The following is a 23295-nucleotide window of genomic DNA, read 5'->3' as shown; positions in this document are numbered from 1 at the left end:
GCCGCTCAGACGTGCCCGGACAGCTGGGCCATCCGGGCCTCGAGCCGGGCCAGGTAGGCGTCGCGCGTCGCCGCGTCGACCGCGCTCTGCTCCTCGAGGTGACTGCACGCCGGCAGCACGTCGATGGACAGCTTCGCGGCGCCGGTCAGTGCCCGCAGCTCGTCCACGCGGTCGCCGAACGGCGTGCCGCTGCCGGGCGAGTAGGACCGGACCACCTCGTCGACCGAGTCGGCGTAGAGGTCGGCCTTGGTCACCACGATGACCAGCCAGGTCGGCCGCGGGCGTCGTACCGCCATCGAGGCGATGCGGTGCGCGGTGACCGTCCAGTCCTCCAGCTCGCGCGCGAGCTGCTCCTCGCGGTCGACGACGGCGGTGCCGGTCGTGCCGGCCGGCCGGCGCCCGGTCGCGAGGCCGTTGGCGACCAGATGCAGCACCCCGTCGACCGGGTCGTCGTGGAAGACCTCGTCGAGGGCGCCGAGCCGGGTGGCGGCGTTCTCGCCCGGCACCACCCGGAAGCGGAAGCCGCGCAGCCGCCGGTCGCGACGGACCCGCCGCTCCATCACCGCCGATCCCGACTCCGCCGTCGCGCCCGTGTCCGGCCGCCCGCAGAGGTGGTCGACCAGCTCGGTCTTGCCCACGCCGGTCATGCCGGTGACCGCGACGGTCGGGTAGCGGTGCTGCCACAGCCCCACCACGCGATCGCGGCCGCGCTGCACCGGTCCGGTGAGGGCGCGGGGTGGGCGGAGCTCGGGCACGGGACCTCCGGAGGAGTACGACGGGGACTGAGCCCCGACGGTACCCAGACCGGCGCGACCGGGACGGGCGCGGCGGCCGGCGGCGACTGGTCCGGTCCGGGACCCGCTGACGCCGCCTCCCGGACTGGTAGATGACTAGGTCCATGGGCTCGCACGCTCCACGGCGCTCATCACGCACGCTGGCGGCGTTGTCGTCGGTCGCCATGACTCCGTCACGTCTCCCTCCTCCGCCTTGCCAGCGCACGCGCTGAGCACCGCTCGCTTGCACGACCCCTTGGACTTAGTCATCTAGGGTTCCGTCGCATGATCAGGGGGGTGCAGGTCCGGACCGACGGCCGGGCGCGCGTGGTGAACACGCTGCTCCACCTCGGTCCGCTGTCCCGTGCCGAGCTCTCCCGCAGCGCCGGGCTGGCTCCCTCGACGGTGACCGGGCTGGTCGCCGGTCTGCAGGCGGAGGGCCTGGTGACCGAGGGTGAGCGGGCCGCGGTCCACGGTCCGGGGCGCCCCGGCACCCGGCTGGCCCTGCACCGCTCGGCGGGGCTCGCGGTCGGACTCGACTTCGGCAAGCGCCACCTCACCGTCGCGGTCTCCGACCTCGCGCACGAGATCCTCGCCGAGCGGTGGGTCGGGCACGAGCCGGATCTGCCCGCGGTCGAGCAGGTGGCCCGGGCACGTGCACTCGTCGACGAGGCGCTCGCCCGCCTCGGGACGGACCGCTCGGCGGTGGTCGGCATCGGGGCCGGCATCCCGGGCCCGGTGCACCTCGCGACCGGCCACCTCGGCGACTCCACGATCCTGCCCGGCTGGGTCGACCTGGCCGCTGCGGAGACGCTGAGCGAGGCCTTCGGCCAGCCGGTCCAGGTCGACAACGACGCCAACATCGGCGGCCTCGCCGAGTGGATGTGGGGCTCGGGGCGGGGCAGCAGCCACGCGGTCTACGTGAAGCTCTCCACCGGTATCGGCGCCGGCCTGATCGTCGACGGCCGGCCCTTCGCCGGCTTCGGCGGTACGGCGGGCGAGATCGGCCACATCCGGATCGAGCCGGGCGGCCCGATCTGCCGGTGCGGGCGGCGAGGGTGCCTCGAGGCGGTCACCGGCTCCGGACTGGTCGTCAGCCGGGTCCGGATCGGTCACCCCGAGGTCCGCACGGTCGCCGACGTCCTGGCCCTGGCCCGCGCCGGCGACGCCCGCGCCGTCGAGGCGCTGGCGCACTGCGGCACCGCCGTCGGCACCGCCCTCGGGGCCGTCTGCAACGTGCTCAACCCCGAGGTCGTCGTCCTCGGCGGTGAGCTCGCCGCCGCCGGCGCGGTCATCTCCGGGCCGCTGGTCGAGGCGCTCCGCGCGGCGACGGTCCGCTCGGCCGCGGACGACGTCGAGGTGCGCACCGGCGAGCTCGCCGAGCGGGCCGAGGTCCTCGGTGCGGTGGCGCTCGCCCTGCGCAGCGCCAGCGCCGCCGACCTGCGCGGCTGACCGGCCCCCCCCGCCGCGACCTGGCCGCGCGTCCCGTCCGGACGCCGTTCCGTCGCGCCCGCAGACCGGCACCTGACGGATATCGGCGAAAGTGCTTGACGTCACATCAGAGGGCTCCTTAGTCTCGGCGACGATTACTTCGGTCTCGAACTTATTGCGGGGGAACCCAGTGCGCCTGACCCGGCTCGTCGTCCCACTCGTCTGCTCAGTCCTGACGCTCACCGGCCTCGGCGCCGGTACGGCGTCGGCGGCACCCGTCGCCGCGGCCCCGGCCGTCGCGGCCGACGGCTCCTTCCCGGGCGACTCGGTCGCCTCGCCCGACGGGACGCTGCGCGCGACCGTCGGCGTCGTCGGCGGGCGGCTCACCTACGAGGTCGTGCGGGACGGGACCACCACCGTGGTCGCGCCGTCCGGGCTCGGCTTCACGCTGCGCCAGCCGGCCCTCGACCTGCGCACGGGCCTGACCGTGACGTCGGTCGAGCGCAAGGAGATCGACGAGACCTGGACGCCGGCCTGGGGCACGGCCTCGCGGGTCCGCAACCACGCCAACGAGCTGACCGTGCACACCCGCCACGAGGCCTCCGGCGCCCTCCTCGACGTCGTCTTCCGGGTCTTCGACGACGGCGTGGGCTTCCGGTACCACTTCCCGCAGCAGGCGGCGCTGGGCCCGCAGTTCGTGGTCTCGGCCGAGGCCTCGGAGTTCGCGCTGCCCGCCGACCTCACGGCCTACTACCTCGCGGCGGGCACGGACTGGAACGCCGACGAGAAGCACTACATGACCGTCCCGCTCCCGCAGGTCCCGACGGCGCAGACGCCGATCACGACCTCGCGGGCCGACGGCCTGTTCGTGACCGTGCACGAGGCCGACCTCACCGACTACCCGAGCATGACGCTCAAGCGGGACGACGCCGTGGCCGGCAAGCTCGTCAGCGAGCTGATCGCCCTCCCCGGCGCCGACAAGGACAAGGCGGTCGTCCCGCTCGGCACGACCGGCTTCGACACCCCGTGGCGCACCCTCACCGTCGGGCGGCAGGCCGGCGACCTCGCGGTGTCGCACCTGGTCGAGAACCTCAACGACGCCTGCGCGATCTGCGACGTCGACAGCGACGGCGACGGCGTCGACGACACGACCGACTGGATCGAGCCGGCGACGTACACGGGTGTCTGGTGGGAGCTGCAGCGCCGCGACACCACCTGGTTCTCCGGGCCCAAGCACGGCGCCACCACCGCGCGGGTCAAGAAGTACATCGACCTGGCCGCCGAGGCCGGCGCCAAGCACGTCCTGGCCGAGGGTTGGAACACCAACGCCGGCAACAACTGGACCGGCCAGGACTTCACCACCCCGCAGGCCGACTTCGACCTCGACGAGGTCCTCTCGTACGCCGCGTCGAAGGGCGTGAACTACATCGCCCACAACGAGACCCGCGGCTTCGTGGACTACTACGACCAGAACCTCGAGCGGATCTTCTCCTTCTACGAGGACAAGGGCATCCACGCGATCAAGACCGGCTACGCCACCAAGTTCAACCTCGGCGGCGTCAACCGCAGCCACTACGACCAGGAGGCGGTGCGCCACTACCAGCGCGTCATCGACGCGGCGGCCGCGCACGGCATCACCGTCAACGCCCACGAGGCGATCAAGCCCACCGGGCTCAACCGCACCTATCCGAACATGATGTCCGGCGAGGGCGTCGCGGGCATGGAGATGCAGAACTACATGGGTGCCAACGGCAACCCGCCGGCGCAGGCGACCATCCTGCCGTTCACCCGGTTCATGGGCGGTCCCGCCGACTACACCCCGGGCGTCCTCAACGTCACCTGGGACCCGGCCGCGCTCAACACCCGCGTGCAGACCACCCTCACGACCCAGCTCGCGCTCTACACGACCTTCTACAGCCCGCTGCAGATGCTGGCCGACACCCCGGAGAACTACGCGCTCTTCCCCGAGGCCTTCGACTACCTCCAGGGCATGCCGGCGACCTGGGACGAGAGCGAGGTCGAGGCCGTGATCGGTGACAGCACCGTCACCGCCCGCCGTTCCGGCACCAGCTGGTACGTCGGCGCGATCACCGACGAGAACGACCGGAACCTCCGCATCCCCCTGGACTTCCTCGACCCCGGGACGACGTACGTCGCGGAGATCTACTCCGACACCGCCGACACCACCTGGCGCGGCAACCCGCTGCCGATGGACAAGGACGAGGCCCTGGTGACCTCCGCGACCACGGTCACGGCCGCGCTCGTCGCCGGTGGTGGCCAGGCCATGCGGATCCGCCCGGCGACGCCCGAGCAGCAGGCCGCCCTCGAGGCGTACGACGCCCCCGCGGCCGAGCTGGTCGGCGACCCGCAGATCTCCCTGGACGCCCGCTCCCGCACGGTCGTCGTCGACGCCACGGTCCGCAACACCGGCTCGACGGTCGGCCAGGCGGTCTTCACCGTCGACGGCGGCTCGGCCACCGCGGCCACCCGCGTCGGACCCGGCGAGGAGCGCACCGTCACCCTGCGGCTCGCCGCCGACGCGCTGCCCTTCCCGGGCACCAGCACGCTCTCGGTCGGCGACGGGCTCGGGACCGTGACCGACAGCGTCGACGTCGACCTGCTGCCCGAGGTCGACGCGGCCGACCGGACCGCGCTGCAGGAGCTGGTCGCCGCCGGCGGCCTGGACCCCGAGCGCGCCGACGCGGCCCGGAAGTACCTCGCCCGCGCCGAGAACCGGCAGGCCCGGGGCGACTTCGTCGGCACCCAGCGCGCCATGCAGGGGCTGCGGCTGCTGGCCGACCGGTCCTCGCGCACCGGCGTCTCCCCGGCGGCCGGTACGGCGATCAGCGGGCTGACCGAGCCGTTCGTCGGCGAGGCCACCGGGCTGTTCGCGGCGCTCCGGGCGCTGCGTGAGCTGGAGGGGTCCGGCGAGGTCGACGCCGAGGCGGTCGCCTCCCTGCGGACCACCCTGGCGGGTGCCGCCACCAGTGCGGTCACCGGTGCGGACGGCGCGGCCCGCACGGCCGTCGGCCAGGCGGCCACCCAGGCCACCGGCCTGGCCGGCAGCGGACCGGCGCTGACCGCGCTGCGGACGGTGCTGGACGGGCTGAAGCAGGCCGACGTACGGCTGGAGGCCGAGAGCGGCGTCAAGGTCAACGGCGCCGCCAACACCACCGAGCACGCCGGCTACACCGGCACGGGCTTCGTGAAGGGCCTGACCAAGGTCGGCGCGGCGGTCACCGTGACCGGCAACCTGGGCGCGGCGATCGACTACGACGTGTCGGTGCGCTTCGGCAACGGCATGACCGTCGCCCCGCTCGACCGCCAGCTCACGCTGCTGCTCAACGACCTGCCGGGCGCCAAGGTGCAGTTCGCCAACCAGGGCCAGGACGCCGACCGGTGGAAGCGGTGGGCGGTCAGCCAGGCCGGCACCTTCCGGCTGCGGGCGGGGTCGAACACCGCGACCCTGGCCTGGGTCGGCGACGACACCGGCAACGTCAACGTCGACCACGTCCTGCTCCGCCCGTCGCTGGGCACGCTGGCCGACGCCGCGGTCGACGACCTCACCGCCCCCGTGGTCTCGACCGGGCTGTCCCCGCAGCCGGCCGACGTCTGGTCGCCCGTCCCCGTCACGGTGACGGCCGGCGCGACGGACGGCGCCGACCCGGCGCCGGTGTCGGAGGTCCGCGTCGACGAGGGCCCGTGGGCGCCGTACGACGGCCCGGTCGTGGTCGACCAGGACGGCCTGCACACCGTCGCGGTCCGCTCGATCGACGCGGCCGGCAACCTCGCCGAGCCGACGGTCCACACCATCGGCGTCGACCCCAGTGCCCCGTCGCTGGCCTTCGACTTCGACGACCGCACCCGGTCGGTCGCGCTGGTGACCGAGGACGAGGTGTCCGAGGTGGCGACCACGGAGTACCGCGCCGACGCCGGCGAGTGGCTGCCGTACACGGCGGCCGTGGCCCTGCCCCGCGGGACCGCCTCGGTCCTCCAGGCCCGGGCGACCGACCTGGCCGGCAACCGCACCACGGCCCTGCTCCGGGTGCCCGCGGTCGGCGAGCCGGAGCCCGAGCCGGAGCCCCAGCCGGAGCCCCAGCCCTCGCGGATCACCGCCCGGCTGGCGGCGCGCAGTGCCGGCGCCCGTGACGTGCTGCGGGTCCTGGCCCCGAGCGCGGCCCGGGGTGCGACGGTGCGGCTCTACGAGAAGCGCGGCGGCCGGCGGGTGCTGCTGGCCAGCCGCCGGGCCGACGGCTTCGGCGACGCCCGGTTCGTCGTCCGCGACCCGTCGCGGTCGAAGCGCCGCTACTGGGCGGAGGTGTCGGCCACGGACCGGACCCGGGCCGCCCGGACGCCCACGCGGGTGGTCCGCTGACCCGCGTCGAGGGCCAGGACGTCGCCGACGTTCTGGCCCTCGACATCGGCGGCACCAAGACCGTGGCCGCCGTCGTCGCGGGCGGTACGACGCACCCGCTCGGTGAGCGGCCGACGCCGACGGACGACCCGGCGGCGATCGAGGACGTCGTGGTCCACGCGCTCGACGCTGCCCGGGCGGCCGGGCGCCGGCCGGCCTCGATCGGCCTGTCGGTCGCCGGGCTGGTCGAGACCGACCGTTCGACGGTGGCGCTGGCGCCGAACCTGCCGCTGCGCGAGCACGACCTCGGCGGCCGGCTCCGGGCCCGGACCGGGCTGCCCGTGGTCGTCGAGAACGACGTCAACGCCGCGGGCTGGGGCGAGTACCTCGCGCTCCCCGCGCCGGTCTCGTCGTACCTCGTCGTGATGGTCGGCACCGGTCTCGGCGGTGCCTTCGTGGCCGACGGGCACCTCGTGCGCGGGGTGGCCGGCCTGGCCATGGAGGTCGGGCACCTGGTCCACGAGGCCGACGGGGCGGGCTGCGGTTGCGGCGGCCGGGGCTGCTGGGAGCAGTACGCCTCCGGGACCGCGCTGGTCCAGGGCGTTCGTCGTACCGCCGATGCGGCCGGGTGGACCGGCCGGGACGTCCAGGCGGCGGCCGACCGCGGCGACCCGGTCGCCCTGGCCGGCTTCGCCGGGCTCGGCGAGGCACTCGGGGAGGGTCTGGCCGACCTGGTCCTGCTGACGAACCCCGAGGTCGTCACGCTGGGTGGCGGCGTGGCCCGCTCCGCCGGGCACTTCCTCGGCCGGGCGAGCCAGGTGCTGGCCGCGCGGCTGGGCCCGAACCGGGCCTTCCTGGTCCCGGAGCTGCGGCTCTCGGTCCTGGGCCCGGTCGCTGCGCTGACCGGCGTCGCCGACCTGGCGCTGGACCGGCTGCCGGTGGGCTGAGCCGGTGTCAGGCGGCCAGGTCGTGCTGGCGCACGTCGGGCGCGAGGTCGGGCACCGGCAGCGCGGTGACGACCCGCGACCGCCGGAGGAGGATGGTCGCCACGCTGTGCAGGCCGATGACGGCCCAGATGAAGTTCGACGCCGCGCTCGGCCAGGCGCCGTACAGCGAGCTCGCCGTACCTCCGAGCAGGCCGCCGACGGCGTTGAGCGCGGCGTAGGTGAGCGATCCGGAGGTCAGCCGGCCCTTCCACAGCAGCAGGTAGGCGGCGAAGGTCCCCGCCGTGCCCACCCAGCCCAGCACTGCCGTCAGCATCGTCCCGCCCTGCCTCTTCCTGACCCCGACGGGGCCGTCCCGGGACGATGGTGAGGCCGGGTCTGGGTTCAGTTCAAATGCACTTCTCTACACATGGGGATTAGCATCACTGAACATGGAGATCGACCCGCGGCGGCTGCGCTTCCTGCTGGCCGTCGCCCGTGCCGGCGGCGTGCTCGCGGCGGCCGACGAGCTCCGGGTCACGCCGTCGGCGGTGTCGCAGCAGCTGGCCCGCCTGGAGCGCGAGGTCGGCCGCTCGCTGGTCCGGCGGACCTCGACGGGCACCGTGCTCACCGAGGTCGGGCGGGATCTCGCGGACACGGCCGAGGAGATCGAGCGCAGCCTGGAGGCGGCGCGGGTCCGGCTGAGCGAGGACGACGGCGACCCGAGCGGCACGGTCCGGATCGGCGGCTTCCACAGCTTCCTGTCGGTGATCCTGCTGCCGGCCCTCCCCGGCTGGCGCGAGCGGTTCCCGCGGCTGCGCTTCGAGGTCGTCGAGGACGAGGAGGAGGACCTCGTACGACGCCTGCGGTCCGGCGACCTCGACGCGGTGGTCCTCGAGCTCGACGCCGAGGAGAGCTCCCGCGCCCTGCCGGCCCGGGTCACCGAGGTCCCGCTGCTCGACGAGCCGTGGAAGGTGATCGTCCCGGCCGGGACGATCACGTCGACGGAGTCGGTCGACCTGGCCCGGCTCGGCCTGCCGTGGCTCGGCGTGGCGCCCACCGCGGCCGGGGCCCAGGCCCTGCGCCGGGTCCGTCGTACGAGCGGGAGCGCCGTGCCCACGGCGCACGTCTACACCGAGACCCAGACCGCCCTGGCGTTCGTGGCGGCGGGGGAGGGGGCGGCGATCATCCCGTCCCTGGCCCTGCGCGGCATCACCCAGGCCGGCGTGGAGACCCTCGACGCGCCGGGTCTCGGGATGCGGCGGATCGTGCTCCGCCGCCACGAGGGCCGCGGCGTCCCGCGCGTCGTCGACGTCGCGACGACGCTGATCCGTGACGCCGCGTCGGCCTTCTCGTTCGACGCGGCGCCCTGACCTACCGGCGCTTCTTCTTCTTCTTCTTCTTCGCCTTCTTGACCTTCAGCACCGCGGTGGCCGGGGCGTACTCGGTCCGGGTGGCCCGCACCACCTTGCGGCCCGGGCGGCTGCGCTTCGGGAGGACGACCCGGCAGGTGCCCAGGGAGCCCGTGGTGCAGGCGCGCCCCGCCACCGTGACCCGCGCGCCCGCGACCCGGTTCCCCGCGTCGGTCACCGTGAAGCGGACCGCCCGCTTCCGACCCGCCCGCCACGTCGTCGGCGACGCCTTCAGGGTCAGTCCGGCCAGGACCTGGGTGTGCCAGAACCCGTCGCCGGGGTTCACGACCACGTCGCCCCGTCCCGTCCCGCCGTCGACGCCCAGGGCGTAGACGCGGGTGTGACCGGCCGGGGCGCCGACGGCCCGGACGGCGCCGAACCGGGTCGCGGTCGGATCGGTGCGCACCGCGCGCACGACGCCCGGGTCCGTGCCCCAGGCCACCCACAGCCGCCCGCCCGGAGCCGCGCCGAGGCCGACGGTGCCCGCCCCGCCGCTCCCCGGTACGACGGCCGCGCCACCCGCGCCGACCTTCCAGAGCCGGACGGACGTGCAGGTCGGGTAGCCCGAGCAGTACGCCGCGTAGACGCCGCCTCCGGCCCGGGCCGCCAGGGCGACCCGGCCGGTCTGGAGGGAGTCCGCGCCCACGCTCGACCCCGGGGCCTTCAGGACCGGGCCGAGGGAGGGGTGGATCCGGCGGACGAACGTGCCGTTCGTCGCGGCCGACCCGCCATTGCCGTACCAGGCCAGCCACACCTCCCCGCCCGAGCGGACCATCGCCAGGTCGTAGACGCAACAGCCCGCGACCGTGAACGACCGGTCCGGGTCGTCGTTGACCCCGACGTGCCAGGTGATCGTTGAGGTGAGCGGGTACGCCGCGATCGGTGTCCCGTCGGCCAGCGTGGTCGCGGCCGTGCCGTAGGACGCGTACGCCGAGTGGCTCTCGCCGACCGTCGTCGACTGCAGGGTCCAGGTGGTGCCCGCCGCCGGCGCGGTCAGGTGGTACATCTGGCCCTCGTTGTAGGGCTCGCCCGTCACGGTGCTCCGCTGCCCGCCGAAGAGCACGCGCAGCCCGCCGTCGGGCCCGGCGACCACCGCCGGCGTCGCGTCCACGATCGACCAGGGGGTCAGGACCGAGCTCTGCGACGCCGTCGTCCCGTTCGGGCGCACCGCGGTGTGGCCCAGGCTCCCCAGGTTCCCGGGCTCGCTGCGCGGATAGACCACGTGCAACACCCGGTCCGCGGTGCGGTGGAGGCTGGCCTCGTGGATGGTGCCCACGGTGCCGGTCGACAGCTTCGACCAGACCCCCGGCCCGCCCCGCTCGACCGGCGCGGCCGACACCGCAGGCGGGTCGGCGCTCGCCGTTCCTCCGCCGGCCAGGCCGGACGCGGCGAGCGCGGCGGCGGTGAGCAGGCTGACCAGCAGGGTGGTGCGACGCACGGCGTCCCCCTTCTCGGGGCCGCCCCGAGCGAGCGGCCGACCGGATCACCCTGGTCCGGCGGCACCCCCGGCCACGATGGTCACTTCGGGGTCTTGACGATCCACCCGCTCCGTGTCCCCGAGAGGGACGACGAAGGGCCCCGCCGTTGCCGGCGGGGCCCTTCGGTGGTGCTCGTGGGCAGGGGCGGGGTCGAACCGCCGACCTATCACTTTTCAGGCGATCGCTCGTACCAACTGAGCTACCTGCCCGAGCGACCGACACCTTACATGGGGACGAGCGGACCCACCGAATCACGCCGTCTTGGGGCGCCCGCGACGGCGACCTTATGCTGTGCGGGCAGTCCAAGGCCCCCATCGTCTAGCGGCCCAGGACCCCGCCCTTTCACGGCGGTAGCACGGGTTCGAATCCCGTTGGGGGTGCTGATCGTCTAGCGGGCGGGCTCCTCGGCGACCCCGCCCTCTCACGGCGGTAGCAGGGGTTCGAATCCCGTCGGGGGTGCCACACAAGCTCGCGTCGTCGCCGATTGTGACGCGTCGCCGCCTGTGGGTTAGAGTTCCACCGCTTCGCCGCGCACGATCTGGTGAAGACAAACCTGGCCCCGTAGCGCAGTTGGTTAGCGCGCCGCCCTGTCACGGCGGAGGCCGCGGGTTCGAGTCCCGTCGGGGTCGCCATCGGACGCCCCGGATCATCATGATCCGGGGCGTCTTGCGTTGTCCGGCATGCTGAGTCCGTGCCGATCGAGATGGACCCCGAGCGCTTCGACGAGCTGGTCGACACCGCGCTCGACGGCATCCCCGACGAGCTGGCCCAGCTGGTGCGCAACGTCGTGGTCCTGGTCGAGGACGAGCCCCCCGAGGGCGAGCCCGACGACCTCCTCGGCCTGTACGACGGGGTCGCGCTGACCGAGCGCGACAGCAGCACGCTGCTCAACCTGCCCGACCGGATCTTTATCTTCCGCGGCCCGTTGCTGGACTTCTGCGAGAGCGAGGACGAGCTGGTCGAGGAGGTCCGGATCACCGTCGTGCACGAGGTGGCCCACCACTTCGGGATCGACGACGCCCGCCTCCACGACCTCGGCTACGCGTAGGAGCCGACCCAGAACCCCAGCGCGCACGCGGCGACCGCCAGCAGGGTCGTCACGACGACGTACGCCGTCCCGCGCCGTGGCCCGAGCCCGTGGGCCTGCACCGCGAACGCGGAGTACGTCGTGAACCCGCCGCAGAAGCCGGTGGCCAGCAGCGCGGTGGCGTGCCCGGAGAGCGATCGCGCCGACAGCAGGCCCAGCAGCAGCGAGCCGAGCACGTTCACCACGAGGGTGCCGCGCGGGTGGCGGTCGTCCCACCGCTGCGCCAGCAGGTAGCGCAGCGGAGCGCCGACCGCGGCGCCCAGGGCGACCAGCAGGCCGGTCACCGGCCCTCCCCGACCCGGGTGCCGACGGCGACCGCCGCGACGGCCACCAGCGCGGTCGCGACCAGATAGGCGAGCGCGGTCGCCGTGCGTCCGTCCGCGAGCAGCGCGCGGGACTGCTCGCTCACCGCCGAGAGCGTCGTGTAGCCGCCGAGCACCCCCGGGCCGAGCCCGGCCCGGAGGACCGGACGCCGCCGTACGGCCGCGAGGCCCAGCACCACGGCGAGCAGGAACGAGCCGGAGACGTTGATCGCGAAGGTCGTCCACGGGAAGCCGGCGCCGTCCGGCGCCAGCTCGCCGAGGCCCCACCGGGTCACCGCCCCCAGGGCGCCACCGAGCGCCACCGCGCCGACGGCGCGGGGGTCGACCGCACTCAAGAGACGGTGCTCTGCTGGCCCGGGGCCGAGGCGGCGTCCGGCCAGGCGAGGGGCGGCTCGCCGCGGCCCTGGCGGACGAACTCACCGAGGTACCACTGCTGGAAGCGGCGCTGCTCGTCGGTGCGGGCCAGCGACAGCAGCCGCTCCTGGCGGCAGAACTCGTCGGCCAGGTCGAGCATCTCGATGAACCGCTCCATGGTGCGAGTGCTCTCGCGCGAGGTCACGAGGTCGACCTGGGTCTCCGACTCGCCCGCGGCGACCGCGCTCTCGAGCTGGTCGAGGCCGATGCCCTCGCGCAGCTGACGCTCCAGCGAGGCGAACAGGTCGGAGAGGTCCTTGGCGAGCGGGTAGTCGCTCTCGTGGGCGAGTGCGAGCAGCCGGACCTCGCGCCGCAGCTCGCGGAAGTGGCGCTGGAAGGCGACGTACAGGTCGAGCGGCACGCCGCGCACGACGATCTGCACGGGGTCCTCGGGACCCGCGACGGGCGGGTCCTCGTCGCCGGTGATCAGCCCCGGGACGCCGTCGTCCTCGGCGAAGGAGCGGGCCGGGGCGAACCAGACGGTCTTGCCGTCGTCCTCGATCTCCGCGCCCCAGGCGTCGGAGCAGCGCGCGACGATGCTCAGCCCGCGACCGAAGGTGAGCAGCAGGTCGTCGTCCTCGACGTCCTCGTCGGCGCTCGGCAGCAGCGGCCGCTCGCGGGAGCCGTCGTGGACCTCCACCCGCGGGTGCTCGCGCGTGCCGCGGACCCGGACCTGGATCGGCGGTGCGCCGTGGAGCAGCGCGTTGGTGACCAGCTCCGAGACGCCCAGCTCCGCGCACTCGGCGAGCTCGGGACGCCCGATGTCGTGGCACGTCTCGACCACCCAACGCCGTGCGTCCTGCACGCCACGGGGGCCAGCGCCCAGCGACAGGGCAGGCCGGTTCAGCGGCACGGGCGAAGCTCCAGGGACAGACCGAGATGAGGACAGGGACACGCCATTCTCGGCTCGTGTACCCCCTCTCGCCGGCAAACAAACACGGAAGTTGGCGGAGTTTTTTCGGTCGATCTGCTCAGGATCGGCGACGGTGGACGACGGGATCGATGGGTACGACGAGGGCGGGGTCCCGCCCGCGTGTGACCGACCGCACTCGTGTGACCCACGAGTCAGGGCGCCGGCTTGGGGTCCGACCCCCGCGAGCGCGACAATGGAACTACCGGATCGGCCGGCTGGCCACGGTCCGTCTCGATCGAACGCAGGAAGGCTCGTCATGGCAGCGCCTGACCACCCCCGTGACACCCCGGACCGTCGCCACCAGGTCGTCGTCATCGGCTCCGGATTCGGCGGCCTCTTCGGGACCAAGGCCCTGCGACGCTCCGACGTCGACGTCACGATGGTCGCCAAGACCACCCATCACCTCTTCCAGCCGCTGCTCTACCAGGTCGCGACCGGGATCCTGTCCGAGGGCGAGATCGCGCCCCCGACGCGCGAGATCCTCTCCGGGCAGAAGAACGCCCAGGTGCTGCTGGGCGAGGTCACCGGTGTCGACCTCGAGTCGCGCACGGTGACGTCACACGTCCTGGGTCGCGAGACCGTGCTGACCTACGATTCGCTGATCGTGGCCGCCGGCGCGGGCCAGTCCTACTTCGGCAACGACCACTTCGCTGAGTTCGCGCCCGGCATGAAGAGCATCGACGACGCGCTCGAGCTGCGCGGCCGCATCTTCGGCGCCTTCGAGATGGCCGAGCTCGGCGCCCAGCGCGGCGACAACGTCGACCACCTGCTGACCTTCGTGGTCGTCGGCGCCGGCCCGACCGGAGTGGAGATGGCCGGTCAGATCGCCGAGCTGGCCCACCGCACGCTCAAGCGCGACTTCCGGTCGATCAACACCCGCACCGCGCGCGTCGTCCTCGTGGACGCCGCTCCCCAGGTGCTCCCGCCGTTCGGCCAGAAGCTCGGCGACAAGGCCAAGAGCGAGCTGGAGAAGCTCGGCGTCGAGGTCGTCCTCGGCGCGATGGTGACCGACGTCGACGAGCGCGGCATCGAGATGAAGTTCAAGGACGGCCGCGTCGAGCGGATCAACACCGTCACCAAGATCTGGGCCGCGGGGGTGCAGGCCAACAAGCTCGGCAAGACCCTGGCCGAGCAGAGCGGCGCGCCGCTCGACCGCGCGGGTCGGGTCGGCGTCAACCCCGACCTCACCCTCCCGGGCCACCCGGAGGTCTTCGTCGTCGGCGACATGATCTCGCTCGACAACCTGCCCGGCGTCGCCCAGGTGGCGATCCAGGGCTCGAAGTACGCCGCCAAGGAGATCGACGGCCGGCTCAAGGGCAAGGCCCCGCAGCCGCCGTTCAAGTACTTCGACAAGGGCTCGATGGCCATCATCAGCCGCTTCCGTGCGGTGGCGATGGTCGGCAAGCTGCGGATCACCGGCGTCGTGGCGTGGCTGATGTGGCTGGGTCTGCACCTCGTCTACATCACCGGCTTCAAGAGCCGGGTCACCGCGCTGATCCGCTGGGCCGTGTCGTTCATCGGCCGCGGCCGCTCGGAGCGCACCACCACCGAGCAGCAGATCTTCGCGCGCAGCGCGCTCGCCCGGCTCAAGCGCGGGGCGACCGACCTGGTCTCCCAGCCCGGGGCGTACGACGCCGCCCGCGAGCTGCTGGAGACCTCGCGGCGCGAGGAGCTCGAGGCCCAGGCCGCCGAGGAGGCCCGGCTGACCGACTCCGGGCAGCGCGGCGCCAACCTGGGCGAGAAGGTCTCCTGAGCGGAGCCGCGGCTACTCGAAGTACGACGGAGTCGGCTGCCCGTCGTCCTGGGCGGCGATCGCCTCGCGGGCCCAGCGCGGCAGGATGAAGACGCCCTCGGCCTCGACGGTGACCCCCTCGGGACCGATGAGGTGGCCCCTGGCCCAGGTCTTCACGCCCTCGGCGCGGTCGATCCAGGCCTCCGCCCGCAGGTCGCCGAGCGGGGTGCCCTGGCGGTAGGTCAGGGTGAGCGTCCCGGTCATGCCCGGCTTGCCGCCGGCGCCGGCCGCCTCGCCGAGCATCTGGTCGAGGATCATCGCCGAGACGCCGCCGTGCACCAGGCCGGGCGGCCCCTCGTAGGCGGCGCCGAGGTGGAAGTCCGCCCAGGCGCGTCCCGTGTCGTCGTGGTCGATGACCAGCGGCGGGGCGGCCGCGTTGCGGAGGCCGACCACGGTGTTGCCCCAGGGGCGGCCGCGGCCCGCCCGGCCGAAGCGGACGCCGTACGCGCCGTCGAGCTGGTGCTCGCGCAGCCGGGCGGTGACCGCCTCGATCTCGGCCTGGGCGCGGCGGATCTCGTCGTCGTCGACCAGGGTGCGGATGGTGGCGTCGACCAGCTCGCGCACGGCCTGGGTGAAGGGCCCGTACACCCCGCGCTGCCGCTCGAGCTCCGCGTCGGAGATGTCGTCCTGCACGTAGCCGCTCACGCACGGAGTCTAGAACAGGTTCCAGTTCGGCGGCCGCCAGGCGGGACATCCCGCGGCAGGAACGTGACGGCGACCCGAAGATGACGAGAACCGCCGTAGAAGGTCTGGACCAGGGACGGATCCGGTCGTCAATCGCTCGACTTTCGACGGTTTTCGCTCCGCACCTGAGGAGAAGGCCCGTAAACTTGTCACAACCTTGAAGTCGGGGGAGGACATCATGGGCAACGCAGCCATCACGCGTCTCACGTCGCGCGACGTGCCGGAGGCGCGGCGACCGGTCGAGCCGGCGGTCGCCACCGAGCTGGACGTCGACGACGTCCGCATGCTCCTGAAGGAGCTCCGCCTGCGGCGCCAGTTGCGCGCGCAGGACTGACCGAAGAGAGGACGTCACCGGCGGGACCTGATTGGATGGCCCCCGGACCGGTTCCTCCTGTGGGAGGAGCCGGTGAGTCGACCATCCCCGGAGTACCCGTGACCGAGCAGGCCGTGTCCGCGCACACGCCCGCCTACGCGGCTGCAGACCTGACCAACTGCGACCGCGAGCCCATCCACATCCCGGGGGCCATCCAGCCGCACGGCGCGCTGCTCGCACTCGGGCTGGACCTCGCGGAGGTCGTGATGGCCTCGGCCAACGCGGGGCCGATGCTCGGCGTCGACCCCGACGGCGTGCAGGGCGCCTCGCTGGCCTCCCTGCTCGGGGCCGAGGCTGCCGAGGCGGTCCGGGTCTCGGTCGAGGGCGCGCGCGCCGAGGTCCTGCACCTGCACGTCGAGGAGCTCGCCGCCCGCGGGGCGCTGCTGCCGCCGTACGTCGACGCTGCGGTGCACCGCTCCGGCGACCGGGTCCTGGTCGAGCTCGAGGCCGCCGATCCCGAGGGGGAGGCGCTGCTGTCCTACCGCGCGGCCCGCGGCGCGATGCAGCGGCTGTCGCGGACCGCGTCGGTCGTCGAGCTCTCCGAGGGTCTGGTGCGCGAGATCGCCGACCTCACCGGCTTCGACCGGGTGATGGTCTACCGCTTCGACCAGGACTGGAACGGCGAGGTCATCGCCGAGAGCCGGCGTCCCGACCTGAACCCGTTCCTCGGCCTGCACTACCCCCACACCGACATCCCGGCCCAGGCCCGCCGGCTCTACACCGTCAACTGGATCCGGCTGATCGCCGACATCCTCTACACCCCGGTGCCGATCCACCCCGTGCTGGACCCGGCGACCGGTGCGCCGCTCGACCTCTCCCACTCGACGCTGCGCAGCGTCTCGCCGATCCACGTCGAGTACCTCTCCAACATGGGCGTGACCGCGTCGATGTCGGTCTCCCTGGTCATCGACGGCGAGCTCTGGGGGCTGATCGCCTGCCACCACTACTCCGGACCGCTCGAGCTCAGCCTCGACGTGCGCGCGGCGTCGGAGTTCCTCGGCCAGGTGGCCTCCCAGTTGGTCGCCGAGCGGGAGCGGGCCGACGCGCGGGAGTCGCAGCGTCGCGCCGAGGAGCTGCTCACGACGGTGCAGGCGGCGACGTCGTCCTCCCCGGCGCCGCTGCAGACGCTGATGCAGGTCGGCTCCCTGGCCGACCTGATGGACGCCGGCGGAGTGGCCCTGTGCTTCGACGGGCACCTCACCACCCTCGGCACCGTGCCCGACCACGCGTCGATCAGGCGCATCGCCGAGCTCCTGCGGCGACCGGAGAGCCAGCCGGGGTCCAGCTCCTACCTCGCCGCGCTCGACCCCGACCTCGCCGCCGTCGCCGACACGGCGGCCGGGGCTCTCGTGATCGGCTCCGCGCCGGACCGTTGGCTGTGCTGGGTCCGGCCCGAGCTGCCCGAGGTCGTCGACTGGGGCGGCGACCCGACCAACAAGCAGATGGCGCTCGCCGAGGACCCGCAGGTCCGGCTCAGCCCCCGCAAGTCGTTCGAGAAGTGGCAGCAGGTCGTGCGCGGCCACAGCGAGGTCTGGCAGCCCTGGCACCTCGACCACGCGGTCTCCCTGGCCAGCCACCTGGCCAGCCTGCTGTACGCCAACTCGCGCGAGCAGGTCGACATGGCCGAGTCGCTGCAGCGCAGCGTCATCCCGGTCCAGGCCCCCCGGGTCGAGGGCCTGGAGATGGCGGCCCGTTACCTGCCGGCCTCGACGTTCCAGATGGGCGGCGACTGGTGGGACGCCTTCGAGCTGCCCGGCGGCCGGATGGCCTTCGTGGTCGGTGACGTCGCGGGCCACGGGGTGGCCGCCGCGACCACGATGACCCAGCTGCGGGCCGCGGTCCGCGCCCACCTCTTCGGCGAGGAGTCGCCGGCCGTGGTCCTCGACCGCACCGACCGGTTCATGGACGGGCTGTTCGAGCAGGTGATCGCCACGGCGGTCGTGGGCACCGTGGAGCCCGCCACCGGGCGGGTGGTGCTGGCCGCGGCCGGTCACCCGCCACCGCTGCTGGTCGAGGACGGCGTGGCCCGCGAGCTGCAGATCGCCACCCGGCCCGTCCTCGGGCTCGGGGTGACCGGGGCGCAGCAGACCGAGCTGGTCCTCACCCCCGGCTCGACCCTGCTGCTCTACACCGACGGGCTGGTCGAGCGCCGCGGCGTGGACCTGTCCACCTCGCTGGCCCTGCTCGCCGACCTGGCCGGTCGCGGGCCGGGGACGTCCGGCATGGAGGACTGGGTCGACGGGATGCTGCTCGCCGTACCCGGGGCGCGGGACGACGACACGACGGTGCTCGCGATCAGGACGGCGCCGGCCGGCTGACGACCGAGCCCTGGTCGTTCGTGTCGAGGCCACGGGCGATGACGAGGCGCTGGATCTGGTTGGTGCCCTCGAAGATCTGCATGACCTTGGCCTCGCGCATGTAGCGCTCCACCGGGAAGTCCTTGGTGTAGCCGGCGCCGCCGAGCACCTGGACGGCGTCGGTGGTGACCTTCATGGCGTGGTCCGTCGCGACCAGCTTGGCGACCGACGCCTCGCGGGAGAACGGCAGGCCGGCGTCCTTGAGCCGGGCGGCGTGCAGGGTGGTGGCCCGGGCCGAGGCGACGGCCGCCTCCATGTCGGCCAGCAGGAAGCCCAGCCCCTGATGGTCGATGATCCGCCGGCCGAAGGTGGTGCGCTGCTGGGCGTAGGCCACGGCGGCGTCGAGGGCGCCCTGGGCCAGCCCGGTGGCGACGGCGGCGATCCCGAGCCGGCCGGAGTCGAGGCCCGCGAGCGCGATCCGCAGACCCTCGCCCTCGGCGCCGAGGCGGCGCTCGACCGGGACCCGGACACCGTCGAAGCGCATCGTGGCCGTGGTGGAGCCGGTCAGCCCCATCTTGTCCTCGGGGCGGTCGGCGGCCAGGCCGGAGGCGTCGCCGGGCACCAGGAAGCAGGAGATGCCGTCGCGGCCGCCCGGGCTCTCGGAGGTGCGGGCCATCACCTTGTAGAAGTCGGCCTCGCCGCCGTGCGTGGTCCAGGCCTTCGCGCCGGAGATGACGTACTCGTCGCCGACCAGTCGGGCCGTGGTGGTCATCGCGGCCGGGTCGGAGCCGGCGTGCGGCTCGGAGAGGCAGTAGGCGCCGAGCAGCTCGCCGCCGAGCATGTCGGGCAGCCAGCGGGTCCGCTGCTCGTCGGTGCCGCGGGTGACCAGGCCGAAGCAGGACAGGGCGTGCACGGACACCCCGACCCCGACGCTCGCCCAGACCGAGCCGATCTCCTCCAGCACCTGCAGGTAGACCTCGTAGGACAGCCCGCCCCCGCCGTACTCCTCGGGGTAGGGGAGGCCGAGCAGGCCGGTGCGCCCGAGGGTGCGGAACACCTCGCGTGGGAACTCGCCGGCCGCCTCGGCCGCGGCCGCCCGCGGGACCAGCTCGTCGGCGGCGATCCGCCGTACCAGCCGGACCAGGTCGACGGCCTCCTCGGACGGCAGCACGCGGCGAGCACTCACGGGGTTCCCTTCGGTCGGTGACGGGGGATGCGGGTCGACGCCCCCAGCCTCCATGATGTGCCCCATGGACACCGGCGTCGCCATCGTCTTCGTCGCGGTCGTCGGCGCCCGGTTCCTGCTGCCCCTGACGATCCCGTTCTTCCCGCTGCCGGGGATCGTGGCCTGCCTGGTCCTCGACGGCGTCGACCAGACGATCTTCCAGGCCTTCGGGTACGACCCGCCGGGCTACCAGGGCTACGACAAGGCGATGGACGTCTACTACCTGGCCATCGCCTACCTCGCGATGCTGCGGAACTGGACCAGCGTCGCCGCCGTCGAGGTCGGCTTCTTCCTCTACTTCTACCGCCTCGTCGGCGTGCTCCTCTTCGAGCTGACCCAGGCCCGGGCGCTGCTGCTGGTCTTCCCGAACACCTTCGAGTACTTCTTCATCGCCTACGAGACGCTGCGCGCCCGCTGGTCGCCGCTCGCGCTCGCGCTGAGCTGGTGGATCGGGGCCGCCGCCGCCATCTGGGTGGTCGTCAAGCTGCCCCAGGAGTGGTGGATCCACATCGCGCAGCTCGACGTCACCGACCTGTTGACCGAGTACCGCTGGGCGCCGGTGCTGCTGTTCGTGCTGGTCCTGCTGCTCGGCGCGGTGCTGCAGCTGGTGGTCCGCCCGCGCCTGCCGCGGGCGGACTGGGACTGGCGGCTGCGGCCCGAGCCGCTCCCGGAGGAGATCGACGAGGCCCACGAGCAGGCGGCCTGGCGGGCCGAGCACGACCGGGTGCTGTCCTGGGCGACGCTCGAGAAGGTGGTGCTGGTCGGCCTGCTGGCCGTGGTCTTCGGCCAGCAGCTGCCCGACTTCACCGGCACCTCGACCGACCTCTTCATCGGCACCGCCGTGGTCGTGGTGCTGAACGCGGCCGTCACGCTGGTCGTGGCCCGCCGGGGCTGGACGACGGTCTCGTTGAGCGCGGCCTTCGTCGTACGACTGCTGGTGAACGTGGTCCTCGTGGTGGTGGCCGACGAGCTGCTGCCGGGCGGGGAGGCCCGCCTCGACGGCTACGACACGATGTTCTTCCTCTCGCTGATCAGCCTGGTCACCACGTTGCACGACCGGTGGCGGCCCGTGCACCAGGTGCGTGCGGCCGCCGCGGCGGCCTGAACCCACGGATCGGATCGACGACCGGTCTTGACCGGGGCGTGGCCGAGTCGCTAAACGCGGCTTCCATGGGGAACGATGCAGAGAGAGACTCGTGGGGGGTGAGCGCATGGAGCTGGTCGAGGTGGCGCTGCCGACCCGACTCGTGGTCGGCCCTACGCGCACGTTCCCGCTCCACCACTCCCACACCTCCCTCACCCGTGGCCTGGAGCCCGGTGAGGAGCTGGTCATCGTCGACGCCGACGGCGAGTACCACGCCGCCGCCGTCACCGACATCGCCTTCACCCTCGACGACACCGTCTACGTCCTGCAGACCGGCGTCCGGCTGCCCGAGGAGCTCGCGATCGCCCGTCTGGAGTCCGCGGACGGCGTACGACGCGGCGACGTCGACGGCGTCGTCGACCTGATCGGCGAGATGCTGCGCCGCTCGCGTCGTACCGAGGAGACCTGAGCGTCGGTACGACGGTGGTAGGCCCCGTGGGACTCGAACCCACAACCCAAGGATTAAAAGTCCTCTGCTCTGCCAATTGAGCTAGGGGCCCAGGGCTGGTCAGCCCGGCGGACATCATGGCAGACGTCCTCGGTGCGCCGGCGCAATCGCCTGAACGGGTCATTCGTCGGCCGGGGTGGGCGAGGATGGTGAGGGGATGTCCATCCTCACCGCACCTCGCACCGGGAGCCGGCTCACCGTAGCCCTCTCGGCGGCCGCACTCGTCACGTCCGTCGGCTTCGCCGGCGGTCCGGCCCTGGCCAAGGCGCTCAACGCCCACACGGTCGACGGCAAGCACGCCGTCGGCTCGGGGGCGTCGGTCAAGGCCCGCCGCGGGAAGCTCGTCGCGACCAGCAGGCGCACCGGGCGGCTGCCGGACAACATCATCGCGCGGGCCCCCGACGCGGCCCGGCTGGCCGGCCGGCCGGCGTCGTCGTACCTGCTGGCGGGGGAGGCCGACGAGGTCGTCCAGGCCGGTGGGATCCCCACCACGACGCCGCTGCCGGCCGTCGGGGTCTCGACCTCGTCGGTGGGCTTCACGACCCGGACCGCCGGGCGCCTGGTCCTGGACCTCACCGGGAGCGGGCAGCTGACGTGCCCGTCCTCGAGCTTCGTGCACTGGTGGATCCGGCTGGACGGCGAGCCCGTCCTGAGCAGCCGGATGCAGCTCGGCGAGGCCGCCGCGATCGACTTCAGCTACGCGGGATTCCCCAGCATCCATCTGACGGGGGCCACCGCCGGGTCGGTCGCCGCGGGCGACCACGTCGCCCAGCTCGTCGGTGGCTGCTCCGCGGGCGCCAGCGGTGGGAGCGCCAGCAGCGGGACCCCGGGACTGCTCACGGCCACGGTCGTGCACCGCGGGCTCGCCCCCACCGAGCGGGCCGCGGCCACCAGGGCCCGCACCTCGTGCGTCACGGCGGGTGGCGGTGAGAGCTGCCGCTGAGCCCGCCTCGCGCGCGTGCCCGTTTCCCGCGCTGTCACACGGCTGTTGCAGAACCTTCACGGCACCCGTCCACAAAGCCGTGGTCCAGGGGGTTTGCCTGACGGAGTTGCTTGGTAGTGTCTTTCCTGCAACAGGTGCAAGTTCCAGCTGGTCTGACGCCCGCGGAGTTTGTGATCCAACGGCGTTTCTGCTTTGTGGTCTTACCAATCACGAGTCGGAGCGACGTGTCACCGCATCTGGTGTGGGGCCGTCGACGTGATGGCCTCTCGTTCCGATATCAGGAGTAACGAGCACATGGCTCAAGGCACCGTGAAGTGGTTCAACGCTGAGAAGGGCTTCGGCTTCATCGCGCAGGAGGACGGCGGCGACGACGTCTTCGTGCACTACTCGGCGATCCAGACCCAGGGCTACAAGTCCCTGGACGAGAACCAGAAGGTCGAGTTCGACGTCACCCAGGGCCCGAAGGGCCCGCAGGCGGAGAACGTTCGCCCTGTCTGATCAGACCGGCACCGGTCCGGCACCTGTCTGACCACAGCCACTGCGAGGCCCCACCCGTCACGGGTGGGGCCTCGTGTCGTTCCCGGACTCCTCCGTCCGGCGCGACGTGCCACCCGCGCGGGCCATGTCCGACGCCTCGGTTTGGTCGTACCCTGGGTGGGGAACGTACTCCCGGAACGCGCGTCCGCTCCGGCTTGCGTCACCGCCAGCGCTCGACGATCAGACTTGGGGAGGCCAGCGTGCACGATCAGTTCGACGTGACGCTGGAGGACGCCGACCTGCTGGGCGAGGTCGAGCTGACCACCAACCTGATCATCGCGGCCAGCGAGGCCGACGAGCACCTCTCCTCCGCCGAGATCGACGAGATCCTCGGCGTCGTGCCCGCTCCGCGCGCCGAGAGCTGACCGACCCGGTCGCAGCCGGCGTCGTACCGGCATGCCTTGAGGCTCATACCCTAGGGGGGTAGGGTCTGCGGTATGGCAGAGCACCAGCACGGCTACATCCACCGCAAGGACGACTACCTCAAGCGGCTGCGCCGGATCGAGGGCCAGGCCCGCGGCCTGCAGCGGATGGTCGAGGAGGAGCAGTACTGCATCGACATCCTCACCCAGGTGGCCGCCATGACGAAGGCGCTCCAGGCGGTCTCGCTGGGCCTGCTGGAGGAGCACATGAACCACTGCGTGGTCGACGCCGCGCGCGCCGGCGAGGCCGAGGGTCAGGCGAAGGTCGCCGAGGCGCTCGAGGCCATCACCCGCCTGGTCCGGTCCTGACCACCACGACTGA

The 23295-nt window shown here is 73.1% G+C and carries 22 protein-coding genes and 4 tRNA genes; 16 read left to right on the top strand and 10 right to left on the bottom strand.

The window, feature by feature from the left end; all coding sequences use genetic code 11:
* Window positions 1-5: 5 nt before the first annotated feature.
* Window positions 6-755, bottom strand: a complete 750-nt coding sequence (locus tag V7S47_RS12875; RefSeq protein WP_090859796.1) for a hypothetical protein — start codon at window positions 753-755, stop codon at window positions 6-8.
* A gap of 303 nt (window positions 756-1058) precedes the next feature.
* On the opposite strand from V7S47_RS12875, the gene V7S47_RS12870 reads away from it, so the two are divergent.
* The 3 genes from V7S47_RS12870 (at window position 1059) to V7S47_RS12860 (ending at window position 7505) form a co-directional block, all read left to right on the top strand.
* Window positions 1059-2225 carry an ROK family transcriptional regulator gene (locus V7S47_RS12870; protein WP_336561915.1) on the top strand — a complete coding sequence of 389 codons (1167 nt, stop codon included), beginning with the start codon at window positions 1059-1061 and terminating at the stop codon, window positions 2223-2225.
* 169 nt (window positions 2226-2394) lie between these two features.
* On the top strand, window positions 2395-6579 hold the full coding sequence (locus V7S47_RS12865) for a glycoside hydrolase family 97 catalytic domain-containing protein (protein WP_336561914.1): 4185 nt from the start codon (window positions 2395-2397) through the stop codon (window positions 6577-6579).
* On the top strand, window positions 6513-7505 hold the full coding sequence (locus V7S47_RS12860) for an ROK family protein (protein WP_336562209.1): 993 nt from the start codon (window positions 6513-6515) through the stop codon (window positions 7503-7505). The genes V7S47_RS12865 and V7S47_RS12860 overlap by 67 nt, the downstream gene beginning before the upstream one ends.
* 7 nt (window positions 7506-7512) lie before the next feature.
* On the opposite strand, the gene V7S47_RS12855 is transcribed toward V7S47_RS12860, so the two are convergent.
* Entirely contained in the window at window positions 7513-7818 is a 306-nt protein-coding gene (locus V7S47_RS12855; RefSeq protein WP_336561913.1) for a CBU_0592 family membrane protein, read from the bottom strand.
* 115 nt (window positions 7819-7933) lie between these two features.
* Here V7S47_RS12855 and V7S47_RS12850 point away from each other — a divergent pair, with 115 nt between their 5' ends.
* Complete coding sequence (locus V7S47_RS12850) at window positions 7934-8854, top strand: LysR family transcriptional regulator (protein WP_336561912.1); 921 nt, start codon at window positions 7934-7936, stop codon at window positions 8852-8854.
* 1 nt (window position 8855) lies between these two features.
* Here V7S47_RS12850 and V7S47_RS12845 read toward each other — a convergent pair whose 3' ends face one another.
* Window positions 8856-10331 carry a hypothetical protein gene (locus V7S47_RS12845; RefSeq protein ID WP_336561911.1) on the bottom strand — a complete coding sequence of 492 codons (1476 nt, stop codon included), beginning with the start codon at window positions 10329-10331 and terminating at the stop codon, window positions 8856-8858.
* A gap of 175 nt (window positions 10332-10506) precedes the next feature.
* A tRNA-Phe gene (locus tag V7S47_RS12840) sits at window positions 10507-10580 on the bottom strand.
* 98 nt (window positions 10581-10678) lie between these two features.
* On the opposite strand from V7S47_RS12840, the gene V7S47_RS12835 reads away from it, so the two are divergent.
* The 3 genes from V7S47_RS12835 to V7S47_RS12825 all read left to right on the top strand — a co-directional run bounded on the left by V7S47_RS12835 (window position 10679) and on the right by V7S47_RS12825 (window position 11419).
* Window positions 10679-10751 (top strand) — tRNA-Glu (locus V7S47_RS12835).
* 175 nt (window positions 10752-10926) lie between these two features.
* Window positions 10927-11003, top strand: a tRNA-Asp gene (locus V7S47_RS12830).
* A 59-nt stretch (window positions 11004-11062) separates the two neighbouring features.
* Entirely contained in the window at window positions 11063-11419 is a 357-nt protein-coding gene (locus V7S47_RS12825; protein ID WP_090859783.1) for a metallopeptidase family protein, read from the top strand.
* On the opposite strand, the gene V7S47_RS12820 is transcribed toward V7S47_RS12825, so the two are convergent.
* From V7S47_RS12820 to V7S47_RS12810, 3 genes are read right to left on the bottom strand one after another with little or no spacing between them, the layout of a single operon-like run.
* Window positions 11410-11742: a fluoride efflux transporter FluC gene (locus tag V7S47_RS12820; protein ID WP_336561910.1), complete on the bottom strand. Its 333-nt coding sequence runs from the start codon at window positions 11740-11742 to the stop codon at window positions 11410-11412. The genes V7S47_RS12825 and V7S47_RS12820 overlap by 10 nt on opposite strands.
* Window positions 11739-12116 carry a fluoride efflux transporter FluC gene (locus V7S47_RS12815; protein ID WP_336561909.1) on the bottom strand — a complete coding sequence of 126 codons (378 nt, stop codon included), beginning with the start codon at window positions 12114-12116 and terminating at the stop codon, window positions 11739-11741. The genes V7S47_RS12820 and V7S47_RS12815 overlap by 4 nt, the downstream gene beginning before the upstream one ends.
* Window positions 12113-13000, bottom strand: a complete 888-nt coding sequence (locus tag V7S47_RS12810; RefSeq protein ID WP_336561908.1) for an ATP-binding protein — start codon at window positions 12998-13000, stop codon at window positions 12113-12115. Before V7S47_RS12810 ends, V7S47_RS12815 begins: the two co-directional genes overlap by 4 nt.
* Window positions 13001-13364: 364 nt before the next feature.
* On the opposite strand from V7S47_RS12810, the gene V7S47_RS12805 reads away from it, so the two are divergent.
* Window positions 13365-14861: an NAD(P)/FAD-dependent oxidoreductase gene (locus V7S47_RS12805; RefSeq protein WP_336561907.1), complete on the top strand. Its 1497-nt coding sequence runs from the start codon at window positions 13365-13367 to the stop codon at window positions 14859-14861.
* Between the two features lie 12 nt (window positions 14862-14873).
* Here the strand turns inward: V7S47_RS12805 and V7S47_RS12800 are convergent, their stop codons facing one another.
* A complete protein-coding gene (locus V7S47_RS12800) occupies window positions 14874-15545 on the bottom strand; it encodes a PaaI family thioesterase (RefSeq protein ID WP_336561906.1) in 672 nt (223 codons plus the stop codon).
* 217 nt (window positions 15546-15762) lie between these two features.
* Between V7S47_RS12800 and V7S47_RS12795 the strand changes: the two genes are divergently transcribed.
* Window positions 15763-15918: a hypothetical protein gene (locus V7S47_RS12795; protein WP_336561905.1), complete on the top strand. Its 156-nt coding sequence runs from the start codon at window positions 15763-15765 to the stop codon at window positions 15916-15918.
* Window positions 15919-16016: 98 nt separating this feature from the next.
* Window positions 16017-18275, top strand: a complete 2259-nt coding sequence (locus V7S47_RS12790) for a SpoIIE family protein phosphatase (RefSeq protein ID WP_336561904.1) — start codon at window positions 16017-16019, stop codon at window positions 18273-18275.
* Here the strand turns inward: V7S47_RS12790 and V7S47_RS12785 are convergent.
* Window positions 18253-19440 (bottom strand): acyl-CoA dehydrogenase family protein, encoded by a 1188-nt coding sequence (locus V7S47_RS12785; protein WP_336561903.1) that lies wholly within the window; start codon window positions 19438-19440, stop codon window positions 18253-18255. The genes V7S47_RS12790 and V7S47_RS12785 overlap by 23 nt on opposite strands.
* A 64-nt stretch (window positions 19441-19504) precedes the next feature.
* On the opposite strand from V7S47_RS12785, the gene V7S47_RS12780 reads away from it, so the two are divergent.
* Both V7S47_RS12780 and V7S47_RS12775 read left to right on the top strand, forming a co-directional pair.
* A complete protein-coding gene (locus tag V7S47_RS12780) occupies window positions 19505-20584 on the top strand; it encodes a hypothetical protein (RefSeq protein WP_336561902.1) in 1080 nt (359 codons plus the stop codon).
* A 106-nt stretch (window positions 20585-20690) separates the two neighbouring features.
* Window positions 20691-21032 (top strand): hypothetical protein, encoded by a 342-nt coding sequence (locus V7S47_RS12775; protein WP_090859766.1) that lies wholly within the window; start codon window positions 20691-20693, stop codon window positions 21030-21032.
* A 15-nt stretch (window positions 21033-21047) separates the two neighbouring features.
* Here V7S47_RS12775 and V7S47_RS12770 read toward each other — a convergent pair.
* A tRNA-Lys gene (locus V7S47_RS12770) sits at window positions 21048-21123 on the bottom strand.
* Between the two features lie 105 nt (window positions 21124-21228).
* Between V7S47_RS12770 and V7S47_RS12765 the strand changes: the two genes are divergently transcribed.
* The 4 genes from V7S47_RS12765 to V7S47_RS12750 all read left to right on the top strand — a co-directional run bounded on the left by V7S47_RS12765 (window position 21229) and on the right by V7S47_RS12750 (window position 23282).
* Window positions 21229-22014 carry a hypothetical protein gene (locus tag V7S47_RS12765; protein WP_336561901.1) on the top strand — a complete coding sequence of 262 codons (786 nt, stop codon included), beginning with the start codon at window positions 21229-21231 and terminating at the stop codon, window positions 22012-22014.
* 294 nt (window positions 22015-22308) lie between these two features.
* Window positions 22309-22512, top strand: a complete 204-nt coding sequence (locus V7S47_RS12760; protein ID WP_056863399.1) for a cold-shock protein — start codon at window positions 22309-22311, stop codon at window positions 22510-22512.
* A 239-nt stretch (window positions 22513-22751) separates the two neighbouring features.
* Entirely contained in the window at window positions 22752-22916 is a 165-nt protein-coding gene (locus V7S47_RS12755) for a hypothetical protein (protein ID WP_336561899.1), read from the top strand.
* A 72-nt stretch (window positions 22917-22988) separates the two neighbouring features.
* Window positions 22989-23282, top strand: coding sequence for a metal-sensitive transcriptional regulator (locus V7S47_RS12750; protein WP_090859762.1), 294 nt, complete (start codon window positions 22989-22991; stop codon window positions 23280-23282).
* The last annotated feature ends 13 nt before the right edge of the window (window positions 23283-23295 follow it).

It is taken from the genome of Nocardioides sp. CCNWLW216, from assembly GCF_037120545.1.
In the GTDB taxonomy this organism is placed as follows: Bacteria; Actinomycetota; Actinomycetes; order Propionibacteriales; family Nocardioidaceae; genus Nocardioides; species Nocardioides lianchengensis.
This window is presented reverse-complemented; position numbering and strand designations above follow the sequence as displayed.